We start from the raw sequence: 21998 nt of genomic DNA on the forward strand, positions 1-21998 counted from the left end.
ATCAAAAAAAAAAGCGCCCTTTTTACTGAGGACGTATACATCATGGCGCTTCTAGCAAACCTTTTTCTATTAAAAATTCTTTCGCTACTTTTGTCAGATCCATGTGTTGAACATCAACCAAATAGTTTAAATGGATCATCTCTTCATTCGTAATGGACCGGGCCAGCTCTTCCAATACGGGGATGACAGGGGCGTGTTTATGATACACCTCTTCTAAAACAACAGGTGCGGCATGATAAGGAGGAAAAGCTTGTTGATCATCTTGCAAAACGGTTAGGTGGTATTCTTCGATTCGGCTGTCTGAGATCATACCGACAGCAACATGAACCCTGTCTTCTTTGACGGCAAGTGTTAAGAGCTCAGAATCAATAGCGATGAGTTGATCTTGACTAACAGAAAAATGATACACATGCTGCAAATGTTCCAGACCGTCTTCCCTAATAAGAAATTCTTCATTTGTTGCAAATTTTATAGGGTGGTCATGAGCTTTAATATACCTGATTAAGTCACTGATAGTGACTAGCTGATGTTCTTCAGCAAATGATTTTTTGACGATAATGCCCCAGCTGCTGTTAAAGTCACTGCGGTCAAGCCAGATCAGATGATGTTGGGCATCATGCTCTTTTACCGCTGCATAAGCCTCATCCGGATCAAAAATTGGAAGCTCTTTATGATAATACATTCGGGCTGTACTGGTGTATTCCCAATATATATCGATGACCTGCTCTTCTATGGCTGTACGGATGGAAGGGCTGTCCAAAAAACGTATCTCTTTCACATCATAACCTTGGTCCCGCAGTAATAACGCAGTCATCTTCATTAATAAGTATTGTTCGGTGAGAGACTTGGAACCCAGTGTGATCAGCGGGCGTTGTTCCGACTGTATCACAAGTTCTTTTTCCACTGTCTGGCTGGAGCGGATACTGCAAGAAACAAGCAAGAAGATGCAAAACAATAGGATCAGGGTGTTCAGGTTAATTTTTATCAAGATGGGGCTTCTTCTCATCTCTTTTCCCCCTCACGATTTCAGACCCATCTTTTTAATTTTATAGATCAGTGCGTGACGGGAAATACCCAGTCTCTCTGCTGCCTTGGTTTGATTGCCGTTTGTTTCTTCCAAAGCCTGCTTGATCATTTTGGCCTCCACTTCTTCCAGCACCTTGGGTAAAGGACCTGATAAGAAATTGAACGACTGGTCCGTTCCGGATGGGAAATTATGTCGTTTTTCTTCAAAATAAAGAGATGCTTGAACTAAGTCTTCCGGATGAATGGTGCCTTTTCGTTTTAAAATATGCACCCTTTCCAAGATATTTAACAGTTCCCTTACATTGCCCGGCCAATGGTAATCGGAAAGGATGGTGAGACACTGTGCATCAATAGATATGTGTTTGTTATACTTTGCATTTAAATAGGACATGTAATGATCAATTAAAAGGGGAATGTCCTCCTTGCGTTCTCGCAATGGGGGCACATTCACTTCGATTAGGTTTAAGCGATAATAAAGATCCTCTCGGAATGCTCCGGCTTTAACCATTTCTCTTATGTTTTTGTTGGTAGCTGTGATGATTCTGACGTCCACTTCCTGGTAATCATTACTTCCTAACTGCATGACACGCTTTTCTTCCAGGACATGCAGAAGTTTGGCTTGCATCTTAGCGGAGATTTCCCCAATTTCATCTAAAAAAATCGTACCGCCGCCAGCTGCAGTAAATTTCCCCGCCTTGGACGAAGTCGCACCGGTAAAAGCACCTTTTTTATAACCAAACAATTCGCTTTCCAGTAAGGACTCCGGGATAGCAGCACAGTTGATGGACAGAAAGGGCCCGTTTCGACGATGACTATGCTCATGAATCCACTTTGCCAGGGCCGTTTTTCCCACTCCGCTCTCACCCAGAATTAATATGCTGACATCAGTTTCTTTGACTTGTTCCAATAGTGCCATGATGCTTTTCATTTTTTGGCTTTTAAACTTAAAGACATTCCTTGTATCGCTTTTTCCGTGCTGGATATTTTTCGATCGTTCAGCACAGTATTTTAAAACAACATCCTTCAGTTCTGCTAATTCAATTGGTTTATTCAAATAGTCTGCCGCCCCTAATTTCATGGCCTTAACAGCACTTTCCACATTTCCATAGGCCGTAAGCATAATGACCGGAAGACGCTCCTTATTTTTCTTAATCTCTTTAAGGACTTCCAATCCTGTCATATCAGGAAGCAAATAGTCCAGAATGACAACATCAACGTGATGATGTTTTAAAAGCGTCAACGCTTCCTTGCCATTATGAGCCAAATGGCAATGGATAGCTGCCTTCTTCAATTTGCGAGCAATTAATTTACACAACTGGACTTCATCATCAACTATTAATACAGTGTATTGCTCTGTCATATTAATTCCTCCCTTACTCTGTCTTGTGCAAACCGACATTGAACCTTCGTTCCTTCACCAACCAGGCTGTCTATTGTCAATTCGCCGTTATGCTCGCTGATAATATCCCTGGCAATGGTTAAGCCGAGCCCATTCCCGCTTTCTTTTGTTGAGAAAAATGGATCAAACAGCCACTCTAAATCCTTTTCCGGAATACCTGCACCTGTATCAGTAATTGTGACAACTTTCTCCTTGGAGTGATCCCCTACTCCCTCTGTCCCAATGGAGACTGTTAATGTCCCTCCGTCTGGCATCGCTTCAATGGCATTTAAAACTAAATTTAAGAAGGCCTGGATCAGTTGATCTCTTTGTCCAATCAATTTAAAAGGATGAGCATAGTGGCGGTCGACAATTACTCTACATTCACGTAATTTTAAACGCACAAGATGAAGGACTTCTTCCATCACATCCTTGATATCAATCAGTTCTTTGTTTCTTTTGTTTATTTTAGCAAAGCTCAGAAAGTTATTGACCGTATCTTTCATTCGCTGGACAACCTGGTAGATATCTAACGATAGTTCCTTCACTTCTTCCGTGCAAGCTGCTTCTTCAGCCGATTCCAACAAAAGCTCAGTAGAACCAGAAAGAATAGCAAGGGGATTCTTGATCTCATGGGCAATGCCTGTTGTAATTTGTCCGATTAAAGCTAATTTATCATTTTGTTTGAGGCGTGATTCAAGCAATTTCATCTGGGAAATGTCTTGCAATACGGCGATACTCCCGATTACTTCTTGCTGCTCATTATAAAATCTTGCCGTACATATTTTCACAATCAGCTTTTGTCCTTCCGAATTGATAATGTAACTCTCACTTTCTCCTTGAGAAGATTCAGAAGACAATGCGTCCAGCAGGAGGAAATCATCATCTTGTTTGATTGGCAGCTGTGACAGCGGCTTGCCAATCATGTCTTTACGGCAATAACCCACCATATTTTCAAATTGCTTATTGACATAACTAATCTTAGCTTCTTTATTGATCGTAATAATGCCATAAGGAATTCCTTCCAGCACATCTTGCAAATAACGTTCTTTTTCCTCCAGCATTTTTTGTTTTTGATAATTGCTGTTTCCTACCGAAATAATCGTTTTCCACAGCTCTCCCAATTCATCATCAGGGTACTTATAAATATTTTCCTCGGGTTCATAATATATTTGCTCGCGGTAGCGTTTGGCATAATTGGTCAATCGGACAATCGGATAAACAATGTTGCGCATGCCCGTCCAGATAAAAAGCAGTGAAAGAGCTAATATGCTGGCAAAACTGATTGTCAGGACGGATGAAAGTTTTTGGATTGGTTCATAGGCAATATATTCAGGAACCCCAAAGACTAAACTCCAGCCATCACGCAGGGTTTGGTAAGCAATGATACTTTTCTCATCACGATAATGGTCCTTCAAGACACCATACAAATCATGATCTAAATGACCAAATACTGCTTCTGCTGAAAGATCAACACCAATTTCTCTTTCATTCGTGGAAGCAATCACACGACCCTGACTATCGATCAAAAAGCTGAAATGTCCGTTTGTTACACTAAAACTCTTCAAAACTTCAGACAGATAATCATTGCTCAGTTCTGCTATTAGTACACCCTTGAACTGCTGCCTATCTGAAAGGACCGGAATGGCTACTGTCACAACGCCTTCACCGCGGGGGTTAGTTACGAAGTCCGATACAGCATAATTGCGGCTCCAGTACACCTGAGAAAAGTATGGATAATCATAATAGACCGGCTCTATATCCGGAGCAAACGGAGCCTCAAACAGAATCAACTGGTCCTCATTAAGTAAGTAAATAGAGTGAATGATGGAGCTCTGGGAGATAGCCAATTTAGAACGATGGAAGATTCGTTCCACATCAAGTTGATGATCTTCAACATTCCCAACAATAAGCCTTAGTTGCAAAACAACATCGGTTAGTTCGTTGTTTAAACGTTTCACCATCCCATCAGTGGTGACTACATTCGTATTAATAATATCCTGCTCAATGGTTTGTTTTGCATAACCAACAATTAACTGATAAATAATGAGAGTTGGAATAATAAATGTGATGGCGAACAAGACCACATACTTTAATCTAATACTTTTTCTTAGAGGACTTACTAATCTGTTATAAAGCGCTGTCAAATCCATACGTGTATCTCCTTATGTGCACAGTTCTTTGTCCAAATTGTACACATCTTCGATCAGAAATATCTACCCCTTCCGCCATTTTTCAATCAAATGGAGCAGTTTTTTGGCCCTGAAACGTAAATCGGCTAAGAATCACCCGTCGCAACTCCCGCCACAGGCGGTACTGTGCCCCATTTTTTAATGTCAGCTCAGGCAGTTCAACTGCTTGGCGGAATAACTCCAGGTCGTCAACAAATGGGATGACACCCCGTAACCTCTTGGTTCAATTGGTTGTTATTCTTCCATTTCTCCACATTAGAACGAACATACAACCGTTCATCCCGCTAGTAAAGACGGGGAAGCTCTTTCTTCGCACGGCGCCTCACAATTTGAAAATCCTTCACTTTGCCGTAATAGATAATGCCCCCCGGCGGATAATAGCGCTTCTGCTGATACAAGGCCACATATTCACTCTGGGGCTCAAATGGTTCTTGATGTTCCTCAAAGGAACAAAAGCTTCATCTTCGCTTTAAAAAGTATCCTAACAAATAATTAGCTAATTTGGGGACAAGTGGCTTTATAGTCAATTACGTCGAATGTTCCGTTTAAGTTTTAAAAAAGAGGATAATATCAATAGACAACGAAATCTGAGAATAAGAAATCGCTGACAAAGGGAAGGAAGCCAATCCTTAGTGGATTTGGAAATAAACAATTGAAATAAAAATTTGTATAGGGAATTCCCCACAAAAACTTAACACAGTCGAGTTATTGCGTACTCTTCAAAGGAGAATAATTTTTATGGTAAAATGACAAGGTGATTTCCCTTCTGTAGCTGGATAAAGTGCTTTATAATCTTTACAGGGGGTTGAAACTCTTGATAGAGCTAATTGGCAATTTAAGCTTGAAAGATATCATTACATTATTGCCTGTTATATTTGCTTTCTTGTATAGCTCTGTAAAATTTATGTTCTATCACTCCTCACTCACGGCGGAAGAGCTTGCGCTTCTTTCACACAAACAAAAAAAACAGAATGATATTGCAATTAGTGTTCTGGTTTGGTCTTCATTTTTTTTAGTTCCTTCATTATTTTTTCTTTATATGACAACTATTAACGAGGCACTACTCTCTAAACTTTTCAACGGGCTGACAACTTCTGTCTTTGCTCTATTTGGCCTTGTATTCCAAGTAATAATTATAATTATTCTCATATTAAAGTTTATAGTAGATGTAGTAAATAACAAAAAACAAGAATTACAGACAGCCTATACTGGTGATTATCGGCTGTCAACAATACCGCAGGGCAAGCTTTCTTTCACCCAAATTAGTAGGGAGTGGAATACTTTCTTAAATAAAGTGAGCTCAATAATAAATCAAATTTATTCCTCTGGAAAATTAACATTTATTTTCGTACTTAGCTTTATCAGCCTTTATTATCTAAATATATACATTCTTTATCACGTCTCAACCATTTATGATGAACCTCAATTTTGGCTAAACCTAGACGGCTATCGAGAAATATTTTCTCTTGCTTTCTTCAATGCTATCATGGTGGCTGTTTATATGAAACTAGGGCCGCTAATTCAAAAGACAGACTTCCGTTATCAGATCCAAATCATACAAGGTCAGGAGAAAGATAACCAGTTGATGAAACTGATATTTGAATACCAGCGCACCGATGGGACATATATTTTAAAAGAATCAAACAGTTCCGATACCAAAGCCACCCATCGTTTCTTTGTTTATAACCCTGAGACAGATACATTGATTCAATTTGAAGGACAAAAAGTGCCGAAAAGTCAATAAATTCAATAGCACCTAAGCTGATTGCCATAGGCTTGGTGTAGGGGTAAAAAGTGGTCATGCACCAGGCGTTAGCATGGCATAATCAATTCGTGTGCAATACGGTGGTGAAGTTAGGACTAGATTAACCGTATTATCCGTAATAGGCAGCTGTTCTGATGTCGCAACATCTAGTATTACCTCTGTATTTTTTTGTATTTGTTGTCCTCTTCTATGCTTTAGGTCAAGTGCAGCTAACAAGTGTAAGACTTCCTGTTCAAAAGTAGTATACAAATCAACAGCTTGCAGCTTTATCCTTTCAGTTGGTGTTTTAGGTTTTTTTAGCCAAGTCGGGTTTTGTGATTTAAATTTCCTTGAAAACTGCCGCAAGGTACGAAATAACGCCACATAAAAAAAAGCAAGAATATCGGGAATCTGGTTCATCTTTGCTGTATACATCACTTCATATTCTCGTTCTGGACTTAACAAATATTGCATAGCCCTTTCAAACTTTCGAATCAATGTGACACCCTCAGCCTGAAACCAAGTGGATAAAGGATCTGGATAAAGGATCGTGTTGGATTTCACACCACTTTTCTGATTCCTCTAGTACACAGTCCACAATCTGTTTCGTCAACGTTAAAATGTCTAGTTTAGAATAATTTCGCCACACGCGTCTGCCCTTGGCAATTAACACCATAACCGGATTTATATCCAGGCCGATAGCAAAATAACCCATTTGCTCAGCTACATCTGTGGTTGTACCCGTTCCATTCCAAGGATCCATGACCGTTGCTGACCACGGTAAATCAAGATTCATCAACATATCCTTTACAAACAGGGTCGAATAACCTGCATAGTATTCGTACCATTCAAGATGGTTTGTTCCATATCCGTCTTTCTCTTGGGGCTATTCTCTAAGCGTAACATCTTTGTTGTCAAAGCTCCCCTCTCCTTTATCCAGCTTATCCTGTTTCTCCTATATCTCAAATGTTCAGGGGTAGATGCTGACTGACTTTAGTCTTTAACATTATTATGTTCGACTTATTCAATGTTTTTCCTTCTTACTACTTTAAAAGGCACGATTAATCAAGCGAAATCGTGCCTTCCTCAGGTTCATTTTTAAGTATCTTTCAAATATTCATCGAGTGAACAAAAAGTTCAATCCCCATTTCGTCTAGTTTCACTTGTGGGATAAAGCTTAATGTCTCAAACTGAAGTTCCATCCGCGTGACCAGAAAAGGACGCTCGATTTTTTCCTCACCAATGCTCCAAGTTAAAAGCCCGTGCCTCCAAGCCAGTTACAGCAAATCCCCTTCCCGTTGAACCCTTTGATATAGCGTAAACAGATCATTATATAAGCGTTGAATATTCAGTTTGCGGGAAGGTGCTTCGGGTACATGACACCATATTTTAAAAATTCAGTGCCAAGAACAAAGCGTGTTTGCCTGGGTCCCGACAGTCACTTCAGTCTCGAGACAAGCGAATGTGACAACTGCATGTCATGAAATATATGTTCTGCTCTAGCGCGTTTTATTGTTATCAAGATATTGTTAACAAAATGGGCACGGGAAGTCCGTGCCTGTTTTTAAACCATTTGCCAGGAAAAATGTGCATTTTATCATTAAGCTTAACCTACGTAAGGATTTACCGTTGTAAGATTTTTTCGATTAAAGGTTCTACACCATTTCTAATAAGCCTATCTATCATTCTTTGTGAACTAAAACGATTCACTGAATAGGCAATATATGAGAGAATTTTGGCAGCCTTTTCTTTAGTTAGAAAAGAAAAGTTATTATTTTTTAAAACTACGTAAGCAAATGATGCGATAGGATCATATGACTCAAATGTAGGACAAGTATGTTTAAAGTTTTTTTCAACTTCTTCGATGACATATTTTTCGTTTTTTTCGCTTATCTTCATATATTCCACTAGTATATCTTTAAAAACACTATTGATAACTATCTCTTTACATAATTCTTCACCATTTAGACTATTGATATATTGTAATACTTCTGGTGTTAGTTTTCCATTACGCAAATCATTTTTTACAATTTCTTTAAAATTGTCTTTTTGTATAATTTGGATGAGTGTTTCAATATCTTGTAACATTTCTATAGCAGATTCATATCTGTTTTCTCTGTTCTCACTTGTAGCTTTATTGACTATTGGACCAAAATCATGCCTTTCATTATTAGGGTTACCGGTGAAGATGAAGTTAATCACTTTCCCCAATGAGTAAACCATCACTTTTTTTATCACCATCCTTCAGGGCATTCAATTGTTCAGGTGAACAGTAAAAAAACTGCCCATATGCATTTGTATACATCGTTTGATGGGAATGAATCACTTCAAAGTTCTTTCCTAATCCGAAATCAGCTATTTTCATTTTTCCATCAACAAATAAAATATTTGACGGGCTTAGGTCTCTATGTATGACATTTCGTTGGTGTATATTCGCCATTATGCTCATTAATTGTATAACAAGGTGATATTTTTCTTTCTTTGAAAGATTTCTTTCGGTAATAAGTGTTTTTAATGTGTAATCACCTTTTTCCATTTCATACAACTGCTTGTTTTCATCAAACGAATACAATTTTATTATGCCATCTATATCTTGCAAAGATTTTGTTATTTCATACTCTCTTTTAAATCTGCTTCTAATACCAGGATGAGATATATACTCATCTTTTAATTTTTTTAATACTTTATTATCACTTTTCCGATAATAAACAAGCGCAAAACCGCCTTCTCCAATAAGTTCAAGATCTTCAGCCTCATTTATCAATAAGAACCTCTCATCCTTTTGAATTAGTTGATAAGCATCATATTGCAATTGTTCATTAAATAACTTAAGTGCTTTTTCTCTCGTTTCCAATGCTTCAATTTCATTGATTTTCTTATCTTTCATTAAGTATCTTTTGCTCAAAATCAATGTAAAAAAATCATTAATTTGCCCTCTTTCATTAAGTTCTTTTAATTTATCTAATACATACCACCATCTTGAGGGGAACCCCGATTGATATATATCTTCAAAACCGAAATTTTGGTTAAAAAATTTAACAAGTTCACCTCCAGTTTTATATGAATAACAATCACCCCTGTCTCCAATAAAAACTTCTGATATAAACCTTAACGCTTCATCAGAAACCACTTTTATTACCCCCTTTATTAGAATGGTGTGAGCGTCTAGAACAATTGAGCAAGTTTCGCTAAATAAATTTTAACAGTAGAACTGAAAATAGATACAGGCTTGACACGGATCCTCTATGAACATGATTCCTTGCGAGAAGGTGATTTACAATAATGCTAATTTTTTCCCCATCAAACACCTCTTCTTCACTATTTTAGCCAGGCCAGACAATCTTCGTAAATTACAGTTCGTTTAATTTTAATAGCATAACAGACTTATAAGATACACATACATTTTGTTCCATGATCCGCTCAAAATACTCTATTTTCTCCCGGATAAGATCATAAGCCCCTTTGTCTTCGCCAACTTCCTCCAGTTCTTTTAGCACCTTATTTTTTCGATTCTTACATTCGATTAAAATCAATGCACCAAGTTTCCAAAGCCAGGAATCATACGAAACATTGCAACAGTAAATGTCCACCTCTGCCCTTCCTCTTTTTGCTCTAACATCAGTGATTTTTATGCCGGGTATGGTACGAATAAAATATTGCGCCAGTTCCTCAAACCTTTTCCCCTTTTCATCAGAACTGGTCACCACTTCCAATTGATCAAGAGCAGCTTTCCAATAGTTGTAATCCAAAGTAATAGAATCGAAGATATGATTCGCAGACAGACCGGAATTACTGCGAATAAAACGGTGAATCGCCGGTAAATAGGCATGGCGGTTTCGCATCATTAGCAGAATATTTTTGGAAACTCCTGTTTCTTCATCCCCTTTTAAGTACTCTCTTATTTTACCCAACGTTGTTTTTAGGGCCCCAGTTTCCATAGCTGTCGGGAAAAGTAGCCAACACCTTGCGGCCGACCATGTTTCGCAAAATAAAAGAACGGGTAAGACACTGATAACCTTTTAAGGTTGGTTGTTCGCGGTCACACCAAAAAGAAATGGTCTGCTCAACTCTATCTAACGGATTATCACTTGGATTAGCAGTCCAATAAAAAACCAATACAACTAAAATCCCGGTCCTCCGTTGTTATTTTCATTTCTCTCGGATAATAAATGTTATCAATAGTCATCAATTCTGACAGGTAGAGCCAATACATTGACTCCAAACAGTAGTGATCCTGAAACCAGGAAATCTCATACTTATACTCTCCCTTGATATAATAAAACACGTTTATTGATCTTACCTTACCAAATGTCCTCGGAATTTGTTCAAAGAACATTTATAGTTATTCAGCCTTACAAGAGTAGTAGATGTTGAAAAAGTCATCAGTTTGTTATAATCAGAATAGGGAGGGATACAATATGCAATGGGATGAAGTACGTCGGCTATATCCAGATAAATGGGTTCAACTTGAGGCCAACAGTTCATACATAGATAAGAACAAAAAAATTATCAAAGATGTCACGGTGATACGATCCATTGACAATGACCTGGAAGCTACAAAATTGTTGTTAAAATGTAGTGGTGACACTTTTGTATATCATACCTCAAAACCACAAATTGTTATGAATGTTATTCGCAAACCTTCTTATCGAGGACATAAATTACAATGAATTTGGATTATAAAAATGGTCTATTGTATACATCTATTACTCTGACGTATCAAGGAAAATCTGCTGTGATAGAGCAGGTTATTGTTGACACTGGAGCAGCACAGACTCTTATTTCCGCTGATGCTGTTTTTGATTTGGGCATTTATGCAACTCCTCATGATGAACTAATCTGGTAGAACTATACTAACACCACGACTAAAGCACCTATACCAAACTATAAAATATAATATCACGTAATAACATAAAGCTCACTTATTCATTTGACTATAATAATAGATTCCAAACCCCTAGTTCTTTCTTAATTAAAATGAGATTTTTTTGCTTCATAGGAAATTACACCTTCTATATTTATCGACCATGCAAATCTTCGTCTCTTCGAATCATGCACATACGAATAAAGGCGGAAACAATATTGAGTGGACACTGGCTTTTCTACCTTTTCCAATACTTGATGATACGAATTCTATAGAAAGTCACAGACACCTAAAGATTCAAGAATCTCCAACAGTTCCGGATTTGCACTGTGTTTGGCCAGGTCAAGTTCATATTCATCCTCTTCATAACCTGTTAAGGAGCCTTGTTGTGTAATGTACCGTCCTAAGCGCAACAAATCTGCATCATTGTTCTTACTTTCCTCCTCAGAACAACTCATATAAATTTCCACTTTCAACAAGTCGTGCCCAATAAACTCTAATGCAGAAATCGGTAATCCGTTGCAGCATGACCCTGAAACATCCGGAAGAAGTGTATTCCTAGAAATTTTAAATTTCAATGTAAGCTCAAGAAAGCTGAACGTAGAGGAACATACTGTTTTGGGATTGGTCGTGTCAATAGCAGTTAGATATTCCTTTAGAAGGGGAATTAAATAGCACTGATTAAAATTGGGAAGATCTAACTCCGAACATAATAACCAAATATCATGCTCAATATCCAAAAAAGAATCACGCAGATTCAAAAAATCAACATAGGAAACGGCTCTTTCCTTTACACTAAAGGAAAGAAATTTTTTCAATGACAAATAAGCCTGAAACGCCAGAGTTTGAAACTCATACCATTTGCCTCTTTGAACGATAAAAGGAAAAGATAATAACATGTCCAAGTTAATTTGTCCTGTTTCCAGTTTATCCTTAAAGGCTGGATGAGTTTCAATAGTATGCTCGGAAAAAATAATCTGTCCTTTTCTCATCATGTCAAAGGCAAATTCAGAAAACATTTCAACAATAGAATTTACATTGCTAATAGGAGTCGTATTGCTAGATTGATTGATTAAATAAGACGCCAATTGTTCATAAAAGAAGGCGCTTGTTGGCGGCAGATTTTTCTCTCCATGATAAAAAGCTACCAAGAGAGACAATCTGTGCAAATCATTAAAAAACGGCCAAATGTACCATGGTTTTTCGTTTTCAAATAAGAAAATCAACTCTGAAGCTGCTGTAGCTGTTTGAGCTTTCTTTGTGATTAAATCGATGATATCTTGGTTGTCAAGTACTTCTTTTGTTACTCCTAACAGTGCATCCCTTTCTGCCCGAATCAATTCCTCTGTTTTTTTCTCATTTTCTTCAGTATCTAAATCTGAAATAATCTTTTCGCATAGCAGATTTTCAAGTTTTTCGGGTAAACGTATCTTTTTTTGATTAAAGGTGTCCTCTTCTGAGTCCTCATAAATTCTACGCACTGAATTCGTAGCGCCTAATGATTGCTCCTAGCCATTAATTTTTTGGAGCTGAAATGCATAAATGCATCTTTTTTACCCATGCCTCTTTCCCTCAACACTAGCCATTACCCCCCATCCACTGCTGCAACAATTCCCTCATTCTCTCCCTATAAGACTTCGGCTCAAGAATCTCTGCCTCAGGTCCGTAGCCCATTAACCATGCAAAAACTCCCGGTCGTGATTAACCGTCTCTTCAAAGAGAAGGTAACCGTCTTTTGCCAGGAACTGTTCACTTTCTGTGGGCGTTTTCTGGGCACATTGGTCCAATACAAGTGGATAGATCGTTCCAGGTCAACCGGCCGATCCCTTGCAGATTGGCTAACCTGTCCTCCGCTCGATGGGAATCGGCTGATTGAACGAAGCCTGAAACAGCGTATTGAACCATAAGGCAGGATCAATCTGCCTTAATGTCCGAAAGACGTTCCATGTTATGGCATCCTCACTGTTTTCACTCCGCAAATGGTCAATTTTTTTGCTGGCGCATGTGATTAAAAATAGGATCACAGCGGTCAATGATCAGATTGTCTCTGAAATCATCAAACAGATAAACACCTGTTTTAGAATATCCACCTGTCAACATTACCCCTCCCTTAAACATACGTTGCAAGTCATTCAGTCTCGCCGGTCTCAAGACCGGTAGGCCAAGCCACATTTCGAATCTGGTCCACGATCCACAAATTAGAATTTCCTAGTTATAGTTTGCTATATGATTTGAAATATTTGTACACAAAATGCCCAAGATTATGACTGATCTTAGAAGATGCATGATTTGCCCAATCACACGGAAATTATGACCGTAGTGATCGCCATTCTCCTCATTGTGTCTTCGGCGACATATTGCTCAAACGGAAATTATTTTAAAAAATAACTGTAATTTAAAACTTCATGACAACCTGTTGTCAAAATGGGCTGTTAAACTGATGGTGAAAAAAACAATTTGCGGGAGGGATCAATATTGAGAAATATGATGTGGTATGCAGGGATGACACTGATTTTGCTTATTTCCTTAGCTGCTTGTGGAGATGGAGTGGAAGAAAGTTCAATTCAAGGGAATGGAACTGGTGATGCAGGCAGTGAGGTAACAGAGTCTGATGAGGTTTTGACACCTGAGGAATTTACTCAAATGTATTCTGATCCAAAAGCTTATAAAGGACGGCGGGTTGAATTTTATGCCCAAATCTTTACACCAGTAGAAAGGGATCAGGAGGCCACATATATCCAGGCTTATGCCGACCCTGTCAATTATGATTTAAACACTATTATCATCATTGAAGATCCAGCCATCGACGTGCAGCAAGATGATTACATTTTTGTGTCAGGTGTTGTTTTTGATGAGTTTAGGGGCCAGAATGCCTTTGGTGCAGAATTGACTGCCCCGGCGATAAAAGCGGATGCCATTCATAAATCAAGTTACATTGAAGCCGTATCTCCACCTCTCTTAACAGTTGAGGTTAATGAAGAGCTAGACCAGAGTGGTTTTGTTGTTTTGGTGAACCAGATAGAGTTAGCCGAAAATGAAACAAGGGTATATGTCACCGTCCGAAATGAATCTGAAGCCAATATTAGCGTTTATACATTTAGTTCGAAACTGGTTCAAGACGGAAAGCAATTTGACTATGAGTCCAATTTTCATGCCGATTACCCTGAACTTCAATCGGACCTGTTACCCGGCGTCTCTTCTGAAGGTATTCTAACCTTTCCACCAATCGATCCAGACCGCAAGCAGGTGTCTTTCTTATTAGAAGGAAGTTCTGATGATTGGGATATCCGCATTGATCCTTTTCAATTTGTTATCAATTGGGAGTGAACACATGGTTTTAGTTAAATGATATGATATAGTCAAATATTAGGAACATTTTTTCATCCTTCATGTGATTATCAAGAATCAAGACAGGCTATGCTCTTTTTAACTTAAGCCAGGCGATTATCAGAACATCAGACCTTTTATTCACTCAGAGAGGCCAAACATTCGCTTCGTTTGAGGAAGAGGTTAAAAACTTCTTAGACGATAACAACTTGAATTATGAACAAAATTATATTGTCGAAACATCAAACAACCAATTTGATTTCGAGTTCGCTGTAGAAAGTAAAGATGGAATAAAATTAAAACTGATTAATGCCCCGAAATCAAATACGAGTAGTTTAGTCAATCGAACATTAAGAATTTGGGTAGAAATTGAAAAAGATAGGGGCACCGAATACCCTAAAAATCACAGGTTTACTTTACTTGATGATTCGTTTTATACCTGGAAACCGGGCGATTATCAAGTTTTAGAACACTTTAGTTATGAGCTTTTTGCGAAGTCCGTAAGGACTAATGAGACAAGGGATGAGCGACACGGGAAAATCAATTTTACCCCATAACAGCCCTTTAAAATCAGGCATTTAACAGATGAAAAGCGGTGCTTCGGGCAAAATTGACCCCACCCAATCCAGCAAAATAAAAACAGGTAAATCCTCCCTATGGTAAAATAAAGTTGATCACACTTATACACAAGGAGGTTTACCTGTATGGCTATTATACAACAAATGAGTTTGTTTGAGTGGGAAGAAATTGAACAATTGGGAGATTTGGAACGTTTGCTTTTGGTGCTGGAAAACATGCCGGACGAACCGTTGATGCAAATGCTGGAAAAAGCACGTGGACGAGGAAAAAATGACTATCCGATCCGTGCCATGTGGAATTCCGTGTTAGCCGGGATCGTCTTTCAGCACGAAAGCATCGAGTCATTGCGGCGTGAACTGGGCCGCAATGGGCAACTGAGACACTTGTGCGGCTTTGAAGGACAAGTGGGCGACGTCCTCGGCTTACACTCGTTTTTTAAAAAAACTGCTGCAACATGAAGACCGGATCGAAGATATGTTTAACCAACTCGTTCAAGAATTGCGCAAGCTTCTGCCGGACTTCGGAAAACACTTTTTTGAAAAATGCCTTGATTTTTAATAGAATTTTAATTACAATGATAATAAGTTAATAACATATTGGGTAGAGATCAGGAGAAAACCCCCTTTAAACAGACAACTTTGAGGAGTGATAGGTATGTTTATTGTTTATTGGGTGTGTTTTCTCTTTTTTATGTTTATTCTTTTTAAACTACGATAGCTTTGCTTTTGATTTGATAACGGTTTCATTATTTAGTTTTTTATTATAAACTTTATATTTTATCCTAAATTATTCCTACTAGAGCTAGGAGGTGTTATTAACCGATTTGGGGCATTAACGTAATACTACCACACTGTCAACACTAAGATTTAATGATTTATTATCATTTGCTTGTCACGAGAAGTTATATTAAATCATGTAGTGAAGACACAAATAAATGGCTACTCTACATCAAATGTTAAGAACTGAAAAATTCTATTAACCAAGGGGGTTATTGAAATGAGTAAGAGATTAAATGTCCTTTTAATCATTGCTTTGTCGTTAGTGTTAACAGCTTGTTCAACTGAATCAGGTGGGCAAGGAGGTAATAATACGGTTTCGTTATATTCACCTGAAACACCAGATATGACAAATGAAATGAAAGAGCAATTTGAAGAACTTTACGGTGGAACAGTTAACATCCAATATGCAGGCACAAACGTTCTTGTTAACCGTATGATTGCAGAAATGGATAATCCACAAGCTGACGTTTGGTATGGGGGAGGGGGAATACTTCCGTTTGAAGCAGCTGTTGAACGAGGTTTTATTACTCCGTATATTCCTGAAGCTGTGAAAGACTGGGATGTCTATGAAAATGGAATAAAAGTAAGGCATGAAGATTGGTACTGGGTTGGAACTGAAATTTTCGTTCTAGGGTTTGTATATAATACCGATTTACTTGATGAATCGGAGTTGCCAAGAACATGGGATGATTTATTAGACCCGAAGTGGAAAGGCAAATTACAAATGCCTAACCCGGCAGCATCGGGGACAGCAACTCTTCTTGTATTGAGCCAAATGATGGAGAGAGGCGAAGAAGCGGCATGGGAGTATTTTGATCAACTAGTAGAACAAATGAATGCGATTCCTGATTCAGGTGGTGCACCAACTCGTGCGGTTGCAACTGGTGAAGCATTAATCGGGATCGGTTTTGACTTCATGGCTTACCAAAATAAGGCTCGTGGTGAATCAGTAGACTTTATCGTTCCTGAAACGACACCTATTCTTGTTAACCCTGTATCTCTAGTTAAGGATGGTCCTAACCCTGAAGGAGGCAAAGCATTTATTGACTATATGCTTTCTGAAGAAGGACAGCAGCTAAAAGCTGATTGGTACCATATTCCAATTATGCCTGGAATTGAATCTAAGTCCCCTTTATCATTAGAATCTTTAGAAGGTCACGCTCAGCAATTAGATATTGATTGGGTTGTAGAAAACTATGATCGCATAAGAAATGAGTGGAGAGAAAGATATCAATAATGAAGCTTGAGGAGGGCTATCATGGGTTCCGTAGTCGTTAAAGATCTTATTAAGAAATATGATGACGTCGTAGCACTTAAAAATGTTAATTTAGACATCAAGGAGGGTGAATTTTTCGCCCTTCTTGGGCCCTCTGGTTGTGGAAAAACAACAACGATGAGGTGCATTGCTGGATTTGAAGACCCTTCATCAGGGGACATTTTTATAGGGGATCAAAAAGTAAACCATGTTCCACCTAATAAAAGAAACTGTGGGATGGTATTCCAAAGCTATGCCCTTTTTCCACACTACAATGTGTTTGAGAATGTTGCATATAGCTTAGTAGTTAGAGAATTATACAATGGTGGCTTAATGACTAAAATAAAAAACTTTGCGCTTCTAATGAGCAGACGATTGGCTAAGCCATCAGAACACATCGAGAAAAAAGTAAGGGATGCATTGAAATATGTAGAGCTAGAGCCGTATGCTGAGAGAGCCGTAAGTGAGCTATCAGGGGGGCAACAGCAGCGTGTTGCTTTAGCTAGAGCATTGGTTATGGAACCATCTGTTTTACTTATGGATGAGCCACTTTCAAATCTTGATAAAAAGCTTCGTAATACGATGCGTTCAACGATTCGTAGAATTCAACAAGATGTTGGAATCACTACAATATTCGTAACCCATGATCAGGAAGAAGCCATGAGTATGGCTGACCGAGTGGCGGTTATGAAAGATGGTGAGGTTATTCAGATTGCTTCTCCAACTGAACTATATAGTCAACCCAAAACATCATTTGTTGCTGATTTTGTGGGATCTTCAAATATTTTCCAAGGCAACGTGAAGAAATCAGAAAAAACACATACTATTGTTAAGTTTGGAGATATTGTGTTAAAGTCCAATTTTAATACAAATAAAAATGATGTCAATGTGATGATAAGACCCGAAAGCATAGAACTGTTTGCAAATGGAGCTTCGACAGATGGTGAAAATGTTATTGAGGGTGAGGTCATTATTTCGACTTACTTAGGATCTCAAATCAGATATGACGTTAAGGTTGGAATGTATGAGTTTATGGTAGATAAAACATATGAGCCAGGAGTACCAGTGTTAGAATCAGGTGAAAAGGTAAAATTAAAAATTAATCCTGAACGGGTGTTGCTAATATGAAACCAGAAATTAAGCGGGAGTTGATTCAACCTAAACCATCAAAGAGAAAAGGTTCTTTTTTAGCTCGAATTGATTACTTATCTGTTGTTAAATGGGGAATATCGGCCTTTTTTATTATTTTTCTAATCATTCCTTTGCTTTCAATATTTATCGTAAGTTTTACTGGCGTGCCGATAAATATTTTTGGCTCTTTAGTTAACCCTGATATTTTTGCCACCACTATAGAGCGATTGTCTAATGCCTCATTTGAGCACTATTTGAAACTGGCAGGCGGGGGTACATATTTCTCAGCACTAATGAATAGCTTGGCTCTATCTTTAGGTGTATCTGTCCTAGTTATTCTAATGTGTTTGCCTATTGCCTATGGATTTGCTCGAACAACGATGCCATTTAAGAAATTATTTGGAGCGTTATGTATTGTTCCATTGATTGTACCTACATTTATATCAGCAGCAGGAATTATTTTAATGTTTGGACAATCAGGATGGGTTACATCAATTTATCAGTCGTTAGGTGGAGATGGCGTCATATTTGATGTCTATTCTATGACTGGGATAGTCCTAGTACAAATCTTTTTCTTTTTTCCATTTGCGCTTTGGCCAATGGTGGCAGCCTTTAAAACAAGTGACATTTCATTAGAGGAAGCTTCAAATAATTTGGGAGCAAAAAACTGGATAACAATGCTATTTGTAACACTACCTCTAGCTCTACCAGGGATCATCTCAAGTGTTCTACTTATATTTACTGTTAGCTTTTCAGATTTTGGTACGCCTATTATTATGGCACCACCAGATCTGAATTTGATTGTTGTTGAAGCGTATCGTGAAATTGCCGGTTTCTTTAACTGGGCGGGTGCATCAATACTTACTGTAATCATGGTGTTAGTTGCTGGATTATTCTTCTGGTTACAACGATTGGTCACTAAGGGAAGAGACTATGGCACATTATCAGGAAAGCCAAAACAACAGCGCTTAAACGATAACAAATTTGTAACGACAATTTTAACGATCTATACAGCTATTGTTGTACTGATCCCATTGTTGACGTTATTTACAGTCTTTTTACAATCAATCGCTACGACATGGGGACATGGCATGTTCCCAAATGGTTATACACTTGAACATTATGCGAGAATTTTCTCGCGTTCATCGACTAACATTTGGAATAGTATCGTTTTAGCCTCTGGAGCGTTAATCGTCAGTGTGGTTGTGGCCACGTTTATATCTTATTTTGTTGTTCGCCGCAATGCAGTAAAACTTGATTTTATGGCATCTATTCCACTTATTGTACCTGGGATTGCCCTAGGGATTGCCCTAATCCAAACATTCAACACGGCACCATTGCAATTGACAGGTACAGCAACATTGTTAATTGTGGCTTATGCCATACGACGAATGCCGTATATGATTCGTTCAACAATGGGCACGATGATGGCTATTAAGAAAGACATTGAAGAAGCAGCAGTTAATCTAGGAGCCTCTCCGCTTCTTGCAGCCATGACAGTCGTTGGGCCACTAATGCTTCCGGGGATTGCCGCTGGCTCGATACTCGTATTTGTTACGGTAATCAAGGAAACAAGTATAACGGTATTACTAGCGCCATCGGATTGGGCTCCAATGAGCTTAGTTGTTTTTCAGAGCTTGTTAAGAGGTGATTATTACACAGCCTCGGCAATGGCCATATTAATCATTGTTGTTGTTCTTGTGCTTCAAGCGATTGCTAGTCGTATTTCAAAACAATCACTTTATTAATGTGACGGAGGTAGGTATTATTAGAGGATTTATATTTGACCTGGACGGAACTGTGTATTTAGGAGATCAACCGATTAAGGGAGCTGCAGAAGCCATTAACACATTACAACAAAGAGGGGATCGAGTTGTCTTTTTATCCAACAAGCCGATTGCAACTAGAATGTTTTATGTTGAAAAGTTGAGAAAGATGGGAATTGAGGCATCACTAGAAAATGTATTGAATTCAAATTATATAATGGCGTATTATCTGAAAGACATTCTAACAGCAGAACAATCTGTTTTTGTCATAGGAGAGTGGCCTCTCATCGAAGAACTTGAGGCTCAAGAGATACCAATTACGCAAGACCCATTGCAAGCAGATTATGTTATCCTTTCATGGGATAGGTATTTTACGTATGACAAGCTCAATGCAGCGTTTCAAGCATGGTTTCATGGAGCAAAAATTATCGCTACAAATCCGGATCGAACCTGCCCAATTGAAAACGGACAAATCCCAGATTGTGGGGCAATAATTGGTGCTATAGAAGGAGCAACTGGCCAAGCTATTGACGCTGTTGTCGGTAAGCCTTCAGCGATTATGGCAGAAACGGCTGTTAAGAAGCTTGGGCTTGACTTTTCACAATGTTACATGGTCGGAGATCGCTTAGAAACTGATATTAAAATGGCTAATGAAACGGGGATGAATAGCGTTCTCGTTCTAACCGGAATTACGACTGAGGATATGCTAGCTACAAGCCCTTATCAACCGAAATATGTATTAAATAGCATTGCAGACATCCCTTCAATTTAAATGTATAACTCAACTTTCGCAGACAGAAACACCGAGTAAACCCTTGATATAATTGGGCAGACTCGACAAAAACTAATCGAAAAGCTCTTGAAACTTCTCTTCCGTAACTCAAGTTTGACACGGAGCATTACGATGAAGGCTGAAATATATGTAATTTCAGCCTTTATCAATAACACATAACACTACATTCCAAGTGTGACGTTCTGTTTTCCAAGACCCTTGGCGGAGCCGTTGTCCCACTCGCCACAAATGCCATGTTGGCTTCTCCCCGCAGTTCGGTACGGATAATCTGTTCTTCACCATTAGAAACCACCAGACTTGCCTTGATTTGACTGACCTCATGTAAAACATCCTTTACACTGGTCTGGCAGCCGATTTCCTTTAACTTATAGGCAAGAACGGACTCCATCACGAGCGCCAGGAAACATACCATAATATGTCCGCGGATACGATCCTCATTCCGATGATACATTGGGCGTAATTCGAGCCCGTGTGAATGCTAAATTAGAATTAACAAAAATCGCTGGATAACAGTGAACACTATTTACCATAACATTCCTCTCCCAGTATCATATCACTGGAAACATCAAAACAGTTGGGAGAGGAAAATATGAATAAAATGGAAAGGTGGAACATGTACCTAGAGATTCAACAGCTAAAGAAACTGGGACTTAACAAATCGCAAATTGCCAGACGATTGAGGGATTAGCCGCAATACAGTTTACAAATATATCAATATGACACCTGAAGAATTTGAGGATATGTTGGAGCACATGGAAGTGAGACAAAAGAAATTAGACTGTATCAAAGAGAAGCTCATCACCTGGTTGAAACAGTATCCCGACATTTCAAGGCACAGATCCATGATTGGATTAAGGAGAGATATCCTGACCTTACGGTCGGTGAAAGTACCGTCAGGTGCTATGTTAGTCAACTGAGAAAGGAGTATAGTATTCCAAAAATAAAGGTGACCCGGCAATATGAAGCGGTTGAAGACCCGCCTATGGGACAACAAATGCAAGTTGACTTTGGTCAGGTCACCGTCAGAAATACGTTTCATCAACCTCAGAAACTGTGGTTTATGGCTTGCGTATTATCCCATTCCCGTTACAAATTTGTGTATTGGCTGGACCGTCCCTTTACAACAGCAGATGTCATTCAGGCTCATGAACAAGCTTTCGCCTT

The 21998-nt window shown here is 38.6% G+C and carries 22 protein-coding genes and 2 pseudogenes; 12 read left to right on the plus strand and 12 right to left on the minus strand.

Annotated elements, in window-relative coordinates; all coding sequences use genetic code 11:
* Window positions 1-40: 40 nt before the first annotated feature.
* The 4 genes from J2S00_RS16625 to J2S00_RS20090 form a co-directional block, all read right to left on the minus strand.
* Window positions 41-1006, minus strand: a complete 966-nt coding sequence (locus J2S00_RS16625) for an ABC transporter substrate-binding protein (RefSeq protein ID WP_307342405.1) — start codon at window positions 1004-1006, stop codon at window positions 41-43.
* Between the two features lie 12 nt (window positions 1007-1018).
* On the minus strand, window positions 1019-2386 hold the full coding sequence (locus tag J2S00_RS16630; protein WP_307342408.1) for a sigma-54-dependent transcriptional regulator: 1368 nt from the start codon (window positions 2384-2386) through the stop codon (window positions 1019-1021).
* Window positions 2383-4557: a sensor histidine kinase gene (locus tag J2S00_RS16635; RefSeq protein ID WP_307342411.1), complete on the minus strand. Its 2175-nt coding sequence runs from the start codon at window positions 4555-4557 to the stop codon at window positions 2383-2385. The genes J2S00_RS16630 and J2S00_RS16635 overlap by 4 nt, the downstream gene beginning before the upstream one ends.
* 323 nt (window positions 4558-4880) lie before the next feature.
* Window positions 4881-5000 (minus strand): hypothetical protein, encoded by a 120-nt coding sequence (locus tag J2S00_RS20090; RefSeq protein WP_503128589.1) that lies wholly within the window; start codon window positions 4998-5000, stop codon window positions 4881-4883.
* A 410-nt stretch (window positions 5001-5410) separates the two neighbouring features.
* On the opposite strand from J2S00_RS20090, the gene J2S00_RS16640 reads away from it, so the two are divergent.
* Window positions 5411-6340: a hypothetical protein gene (locus J2S00_RS16640; protein WP_307342414.1), complete on the plus strand. Its 930-nt coding sequence runs from the start codon at window positions 5411-5413 to the stop codon at window positions 6338-6340.
* 54 nt (window positions 6341-6394) lie between these two features.
* On the opposite strand, the gene J2S00_RS16645 is transcribed toward J2S00_RS16640, so the two are convergent.
* The 5 genes from J2S00_RS16645 to J2S00_RS16665 form a co-directional block, all read right to left on the minus strand.
* On the minus strand, window positions 6395-6814 hold the full coding sequence (locus tag J2S00_RS16645) for a hypothetical protein (RefSeq protein ID WP_307342417.1): 420 nt from the start codon (window positions 6812-6814) through the stop codon (window positions 6395-6397).
* Window positions 6815-6848: 34 nt separating this feature from the next.
* A complete protein-coding gene (locus J2S00_RS16650; protein WP_307342420.1) occupies window positions 6849-7136 on the minus strand; it encodes a DNA methyltransferase in 288 nt (95 codons plus the stop codon).
* An 827-nt stretch (window positions 7137-7963) separates the two neighbouring features.
* A complete protein-coding gene (locus J2S00_RS16655; protein ID WP_307342424.1) occupies window positions 7964-8563 on the minus strand; it encodes a hypothetical protein in 600 nt (199 codons plus the stop codon).
* Window positions 8535-9470, minus strand: a complete 936-nt coding sequence (locus J2S00_RS16660) for a protein kinase domain-containing protein (RefSeq protein WP_307342427.1) — start codon at window positions 9468-9470, stop codon at window positions 8535-8537. Before J2S00_RS16660 ends, J2S00_RS16655 begins: the two co-directional genes overlap by 29 nt.
* Before the next feature lie 220 nt (window positions 9471-9690).
* Window positions 9691-10251 (minus strand): hypothetical protein, encoded by a 561-nt coding sequence (locus J2S00_RS16665; protein WP_307342429.1) that lies wholly within the window; start codon window positions 10249-10251, stop codon window positions 9691-9693.
* Window positions 10252-10758: 507 nt separating this feature from the next.
* Here J2S00_RS16665 and J2S00_RS16670 point away from each other — a divergent pair.
* Both J2S00_RS16670 and J2S00_RS16675 read left to right on the plus strand, forming a co-directional pair.
* On the plus strand, window positions 10759-11010 hold the full coding sequence (locus J2S00_RS16670) for a hypothetical protein (RefSeq protein WP_307342432.1): 252 nt from the start codon (window positions 10759-10761) through the stop codon (window positions 11008-11010).
* The gene (locus tag J2S00_RS16675; protein ID WP_307342434.1) at window positions 11007-11186 is read left to right on the plus strand and encodes a hypothetical protein; all 180 of its coding nucleotides are present in this window, start codon (window positions 11007-11009) and stop codon (window positions 11184-11186) included. Before J2S00_RS16670 ends, J2S00_RS16675 begins: the two co-directional genes overlap by 4 nt.
* Before the next feature lie 287 nt (window positions 11187-11473).
* On the opposite strand, the gene J2S00_RS16680 is transcribed toward J2S00_RS16675, so the two are convergent.
* Together J2S00_RS16680 and J2S00_RS19930 are read right to left on the minus strand one after the other, a co-directional pair.
* Window positions 11474-12685, minus strand: coding sequence for a hypothetical protein (locus J2S00_RS16680; RefSeq protein ID WP_307342436.1), 1212 nt, complete (start codon window positions 12683-12685; stop codon window positions 11474-11476).
* 97 nt (window positions 12686-12782) lie between these two features.
* Complete coding sequence (locus tag J2S00_RS19930) at window positions 12783-12878, minus strand: WCX domain-containing protein (RefSeq protein ID WP_370875894.1); 96 nt, start codon at window positions 12876-12878, stop codon at window positions 12783-12785.
* An 801-nt stretch (window positions 12879-13679) separates the two neighbouring features.
* Between J2S00_RS19930 and J2S00_RS16690 the strand changes: the two genes are divergently transcribed.
* From J2S00_RS16690 to J2S00_RS16720, 7 genes are all read left to right on the plus strand, one after another.
* Window positions 13680-14531, plus strand: a complete 852-nt coding sequence (locus J2S00_RS16690; protein WP_307342438.1) for a hypothetical protein — start codon at window positions 13680-13682, stop codon at window positions 14529-14531.
* Between the two features lie 209 nt (window positions 14532-14740).
* Window positions 14741-15088 (plus strand): hypothetical protein, encoded by a 348-nt coding sequence (locus J2S00_RS16695; protein ID WP_307342442.1) that lies wholly within the window; start codon window positions 14741-14743, stop codon window positions 15086-15088.
* Window positions 15089-15235: 147 nt separating this feature from the next.
* Entirely contained in the window at window positions 15236-15568 is a 333-nt protein-coding gene (locus J2S00_RS16700; RefSeq protein WP_442319992.1) for a transposase, read from the plus strand.
* Between the two features lie 538 nt (window positions 15569-16106).
* Window positions 16107-17126 (plus strand): ABC transporter substrate-binding protein, encoded by a 1020-nt coding sequence (locus tag J2S00_RS16705; protein ID WP_307342445.1) that lies wholly within the window; start codon window positions 16107-16109, stop codon window positions 17124-17126.
* Between the two features lie 21 nt (window positions 17127-17147).
* Window positions 17148-18272: an ABC transporter ATP-binding protein gene (locus J2S00_RS16710; protein WP_307342448.1), complete on the plus strand. Its 1125-nt coding sequence runs from the start codon at window positions 17148-17150 to the stop codon at window positions 18270-18272.
* A complete protein-coding gene (locus tag J2S00_RS16715; RefSeq protein WP_307342450.1) occupies window positions 18269-20023 on the plus strand; it encodes an ABC transporter permease in 1755 nt (584 codons plus the stop codon). The genes J2S00_RS16710 and J2S00_RS16715 overlap by 4 nt, the downstream gene beginning before the upstream one ends.
* Window positions 19989-20813 carry an HAD-IIA family hydrolase gene (locus J2S00_RS16720; protein WP_307342454.1) on the plus strand — a complete coding sequence of 275 codons (825 nt, stop codon included), beginning with the start codon at window positions 19989-19991 and terminating at the stop codon, window positions 20811-20813. Before J2S00_RS16715 ends, J2S00_RS16720 begins: the two co-directional genes overlap by 35 nt.
* Window positions 20814-20979: 166 nt before the next feature.
* Here the strand turns inward: J2S00_RS16720 and J2S00_RS16725 are convergent.
* Window positions 20980-21300 (minus strand): annotated as a pseudogene (locus J2S00_RS16725) (hypothetical protein); the annotation flags it as partial.
* Window positions 21301-21550: 250 nt separating this feature from the next.
* On the opposite strand from J2S00_RS16725, the gene J2S00_RS16730 reads away from it, so the two are divergent.
* Window positions 21551-21751, plus strand: coding sequence for a hypothetical protein (locus J2S00_RS16730; protein WP_307342461.1), 201 nt, complete (start codon window positions 21551-21553; stop codon window positions 21749-21751).
* Between the two features lie 29 nt (window positions 21752-21780).
* A pseudogene (locus J2S00_RS16735) lies at window positions 21781-21998 on the plus strand (IS21 family transposase); the annotation flags it as partial.

It is taken from the genome of Caldalkalibacillus uzonensis, from assembly GCF_030814135.1.
Lineage (GTDB): Bacteria > Bacillota > Bacilli > Caldalkalibacillales > Caldalkalibacillaceae > Caldalkalibacillus > Caldalkalibacillus uzonensis.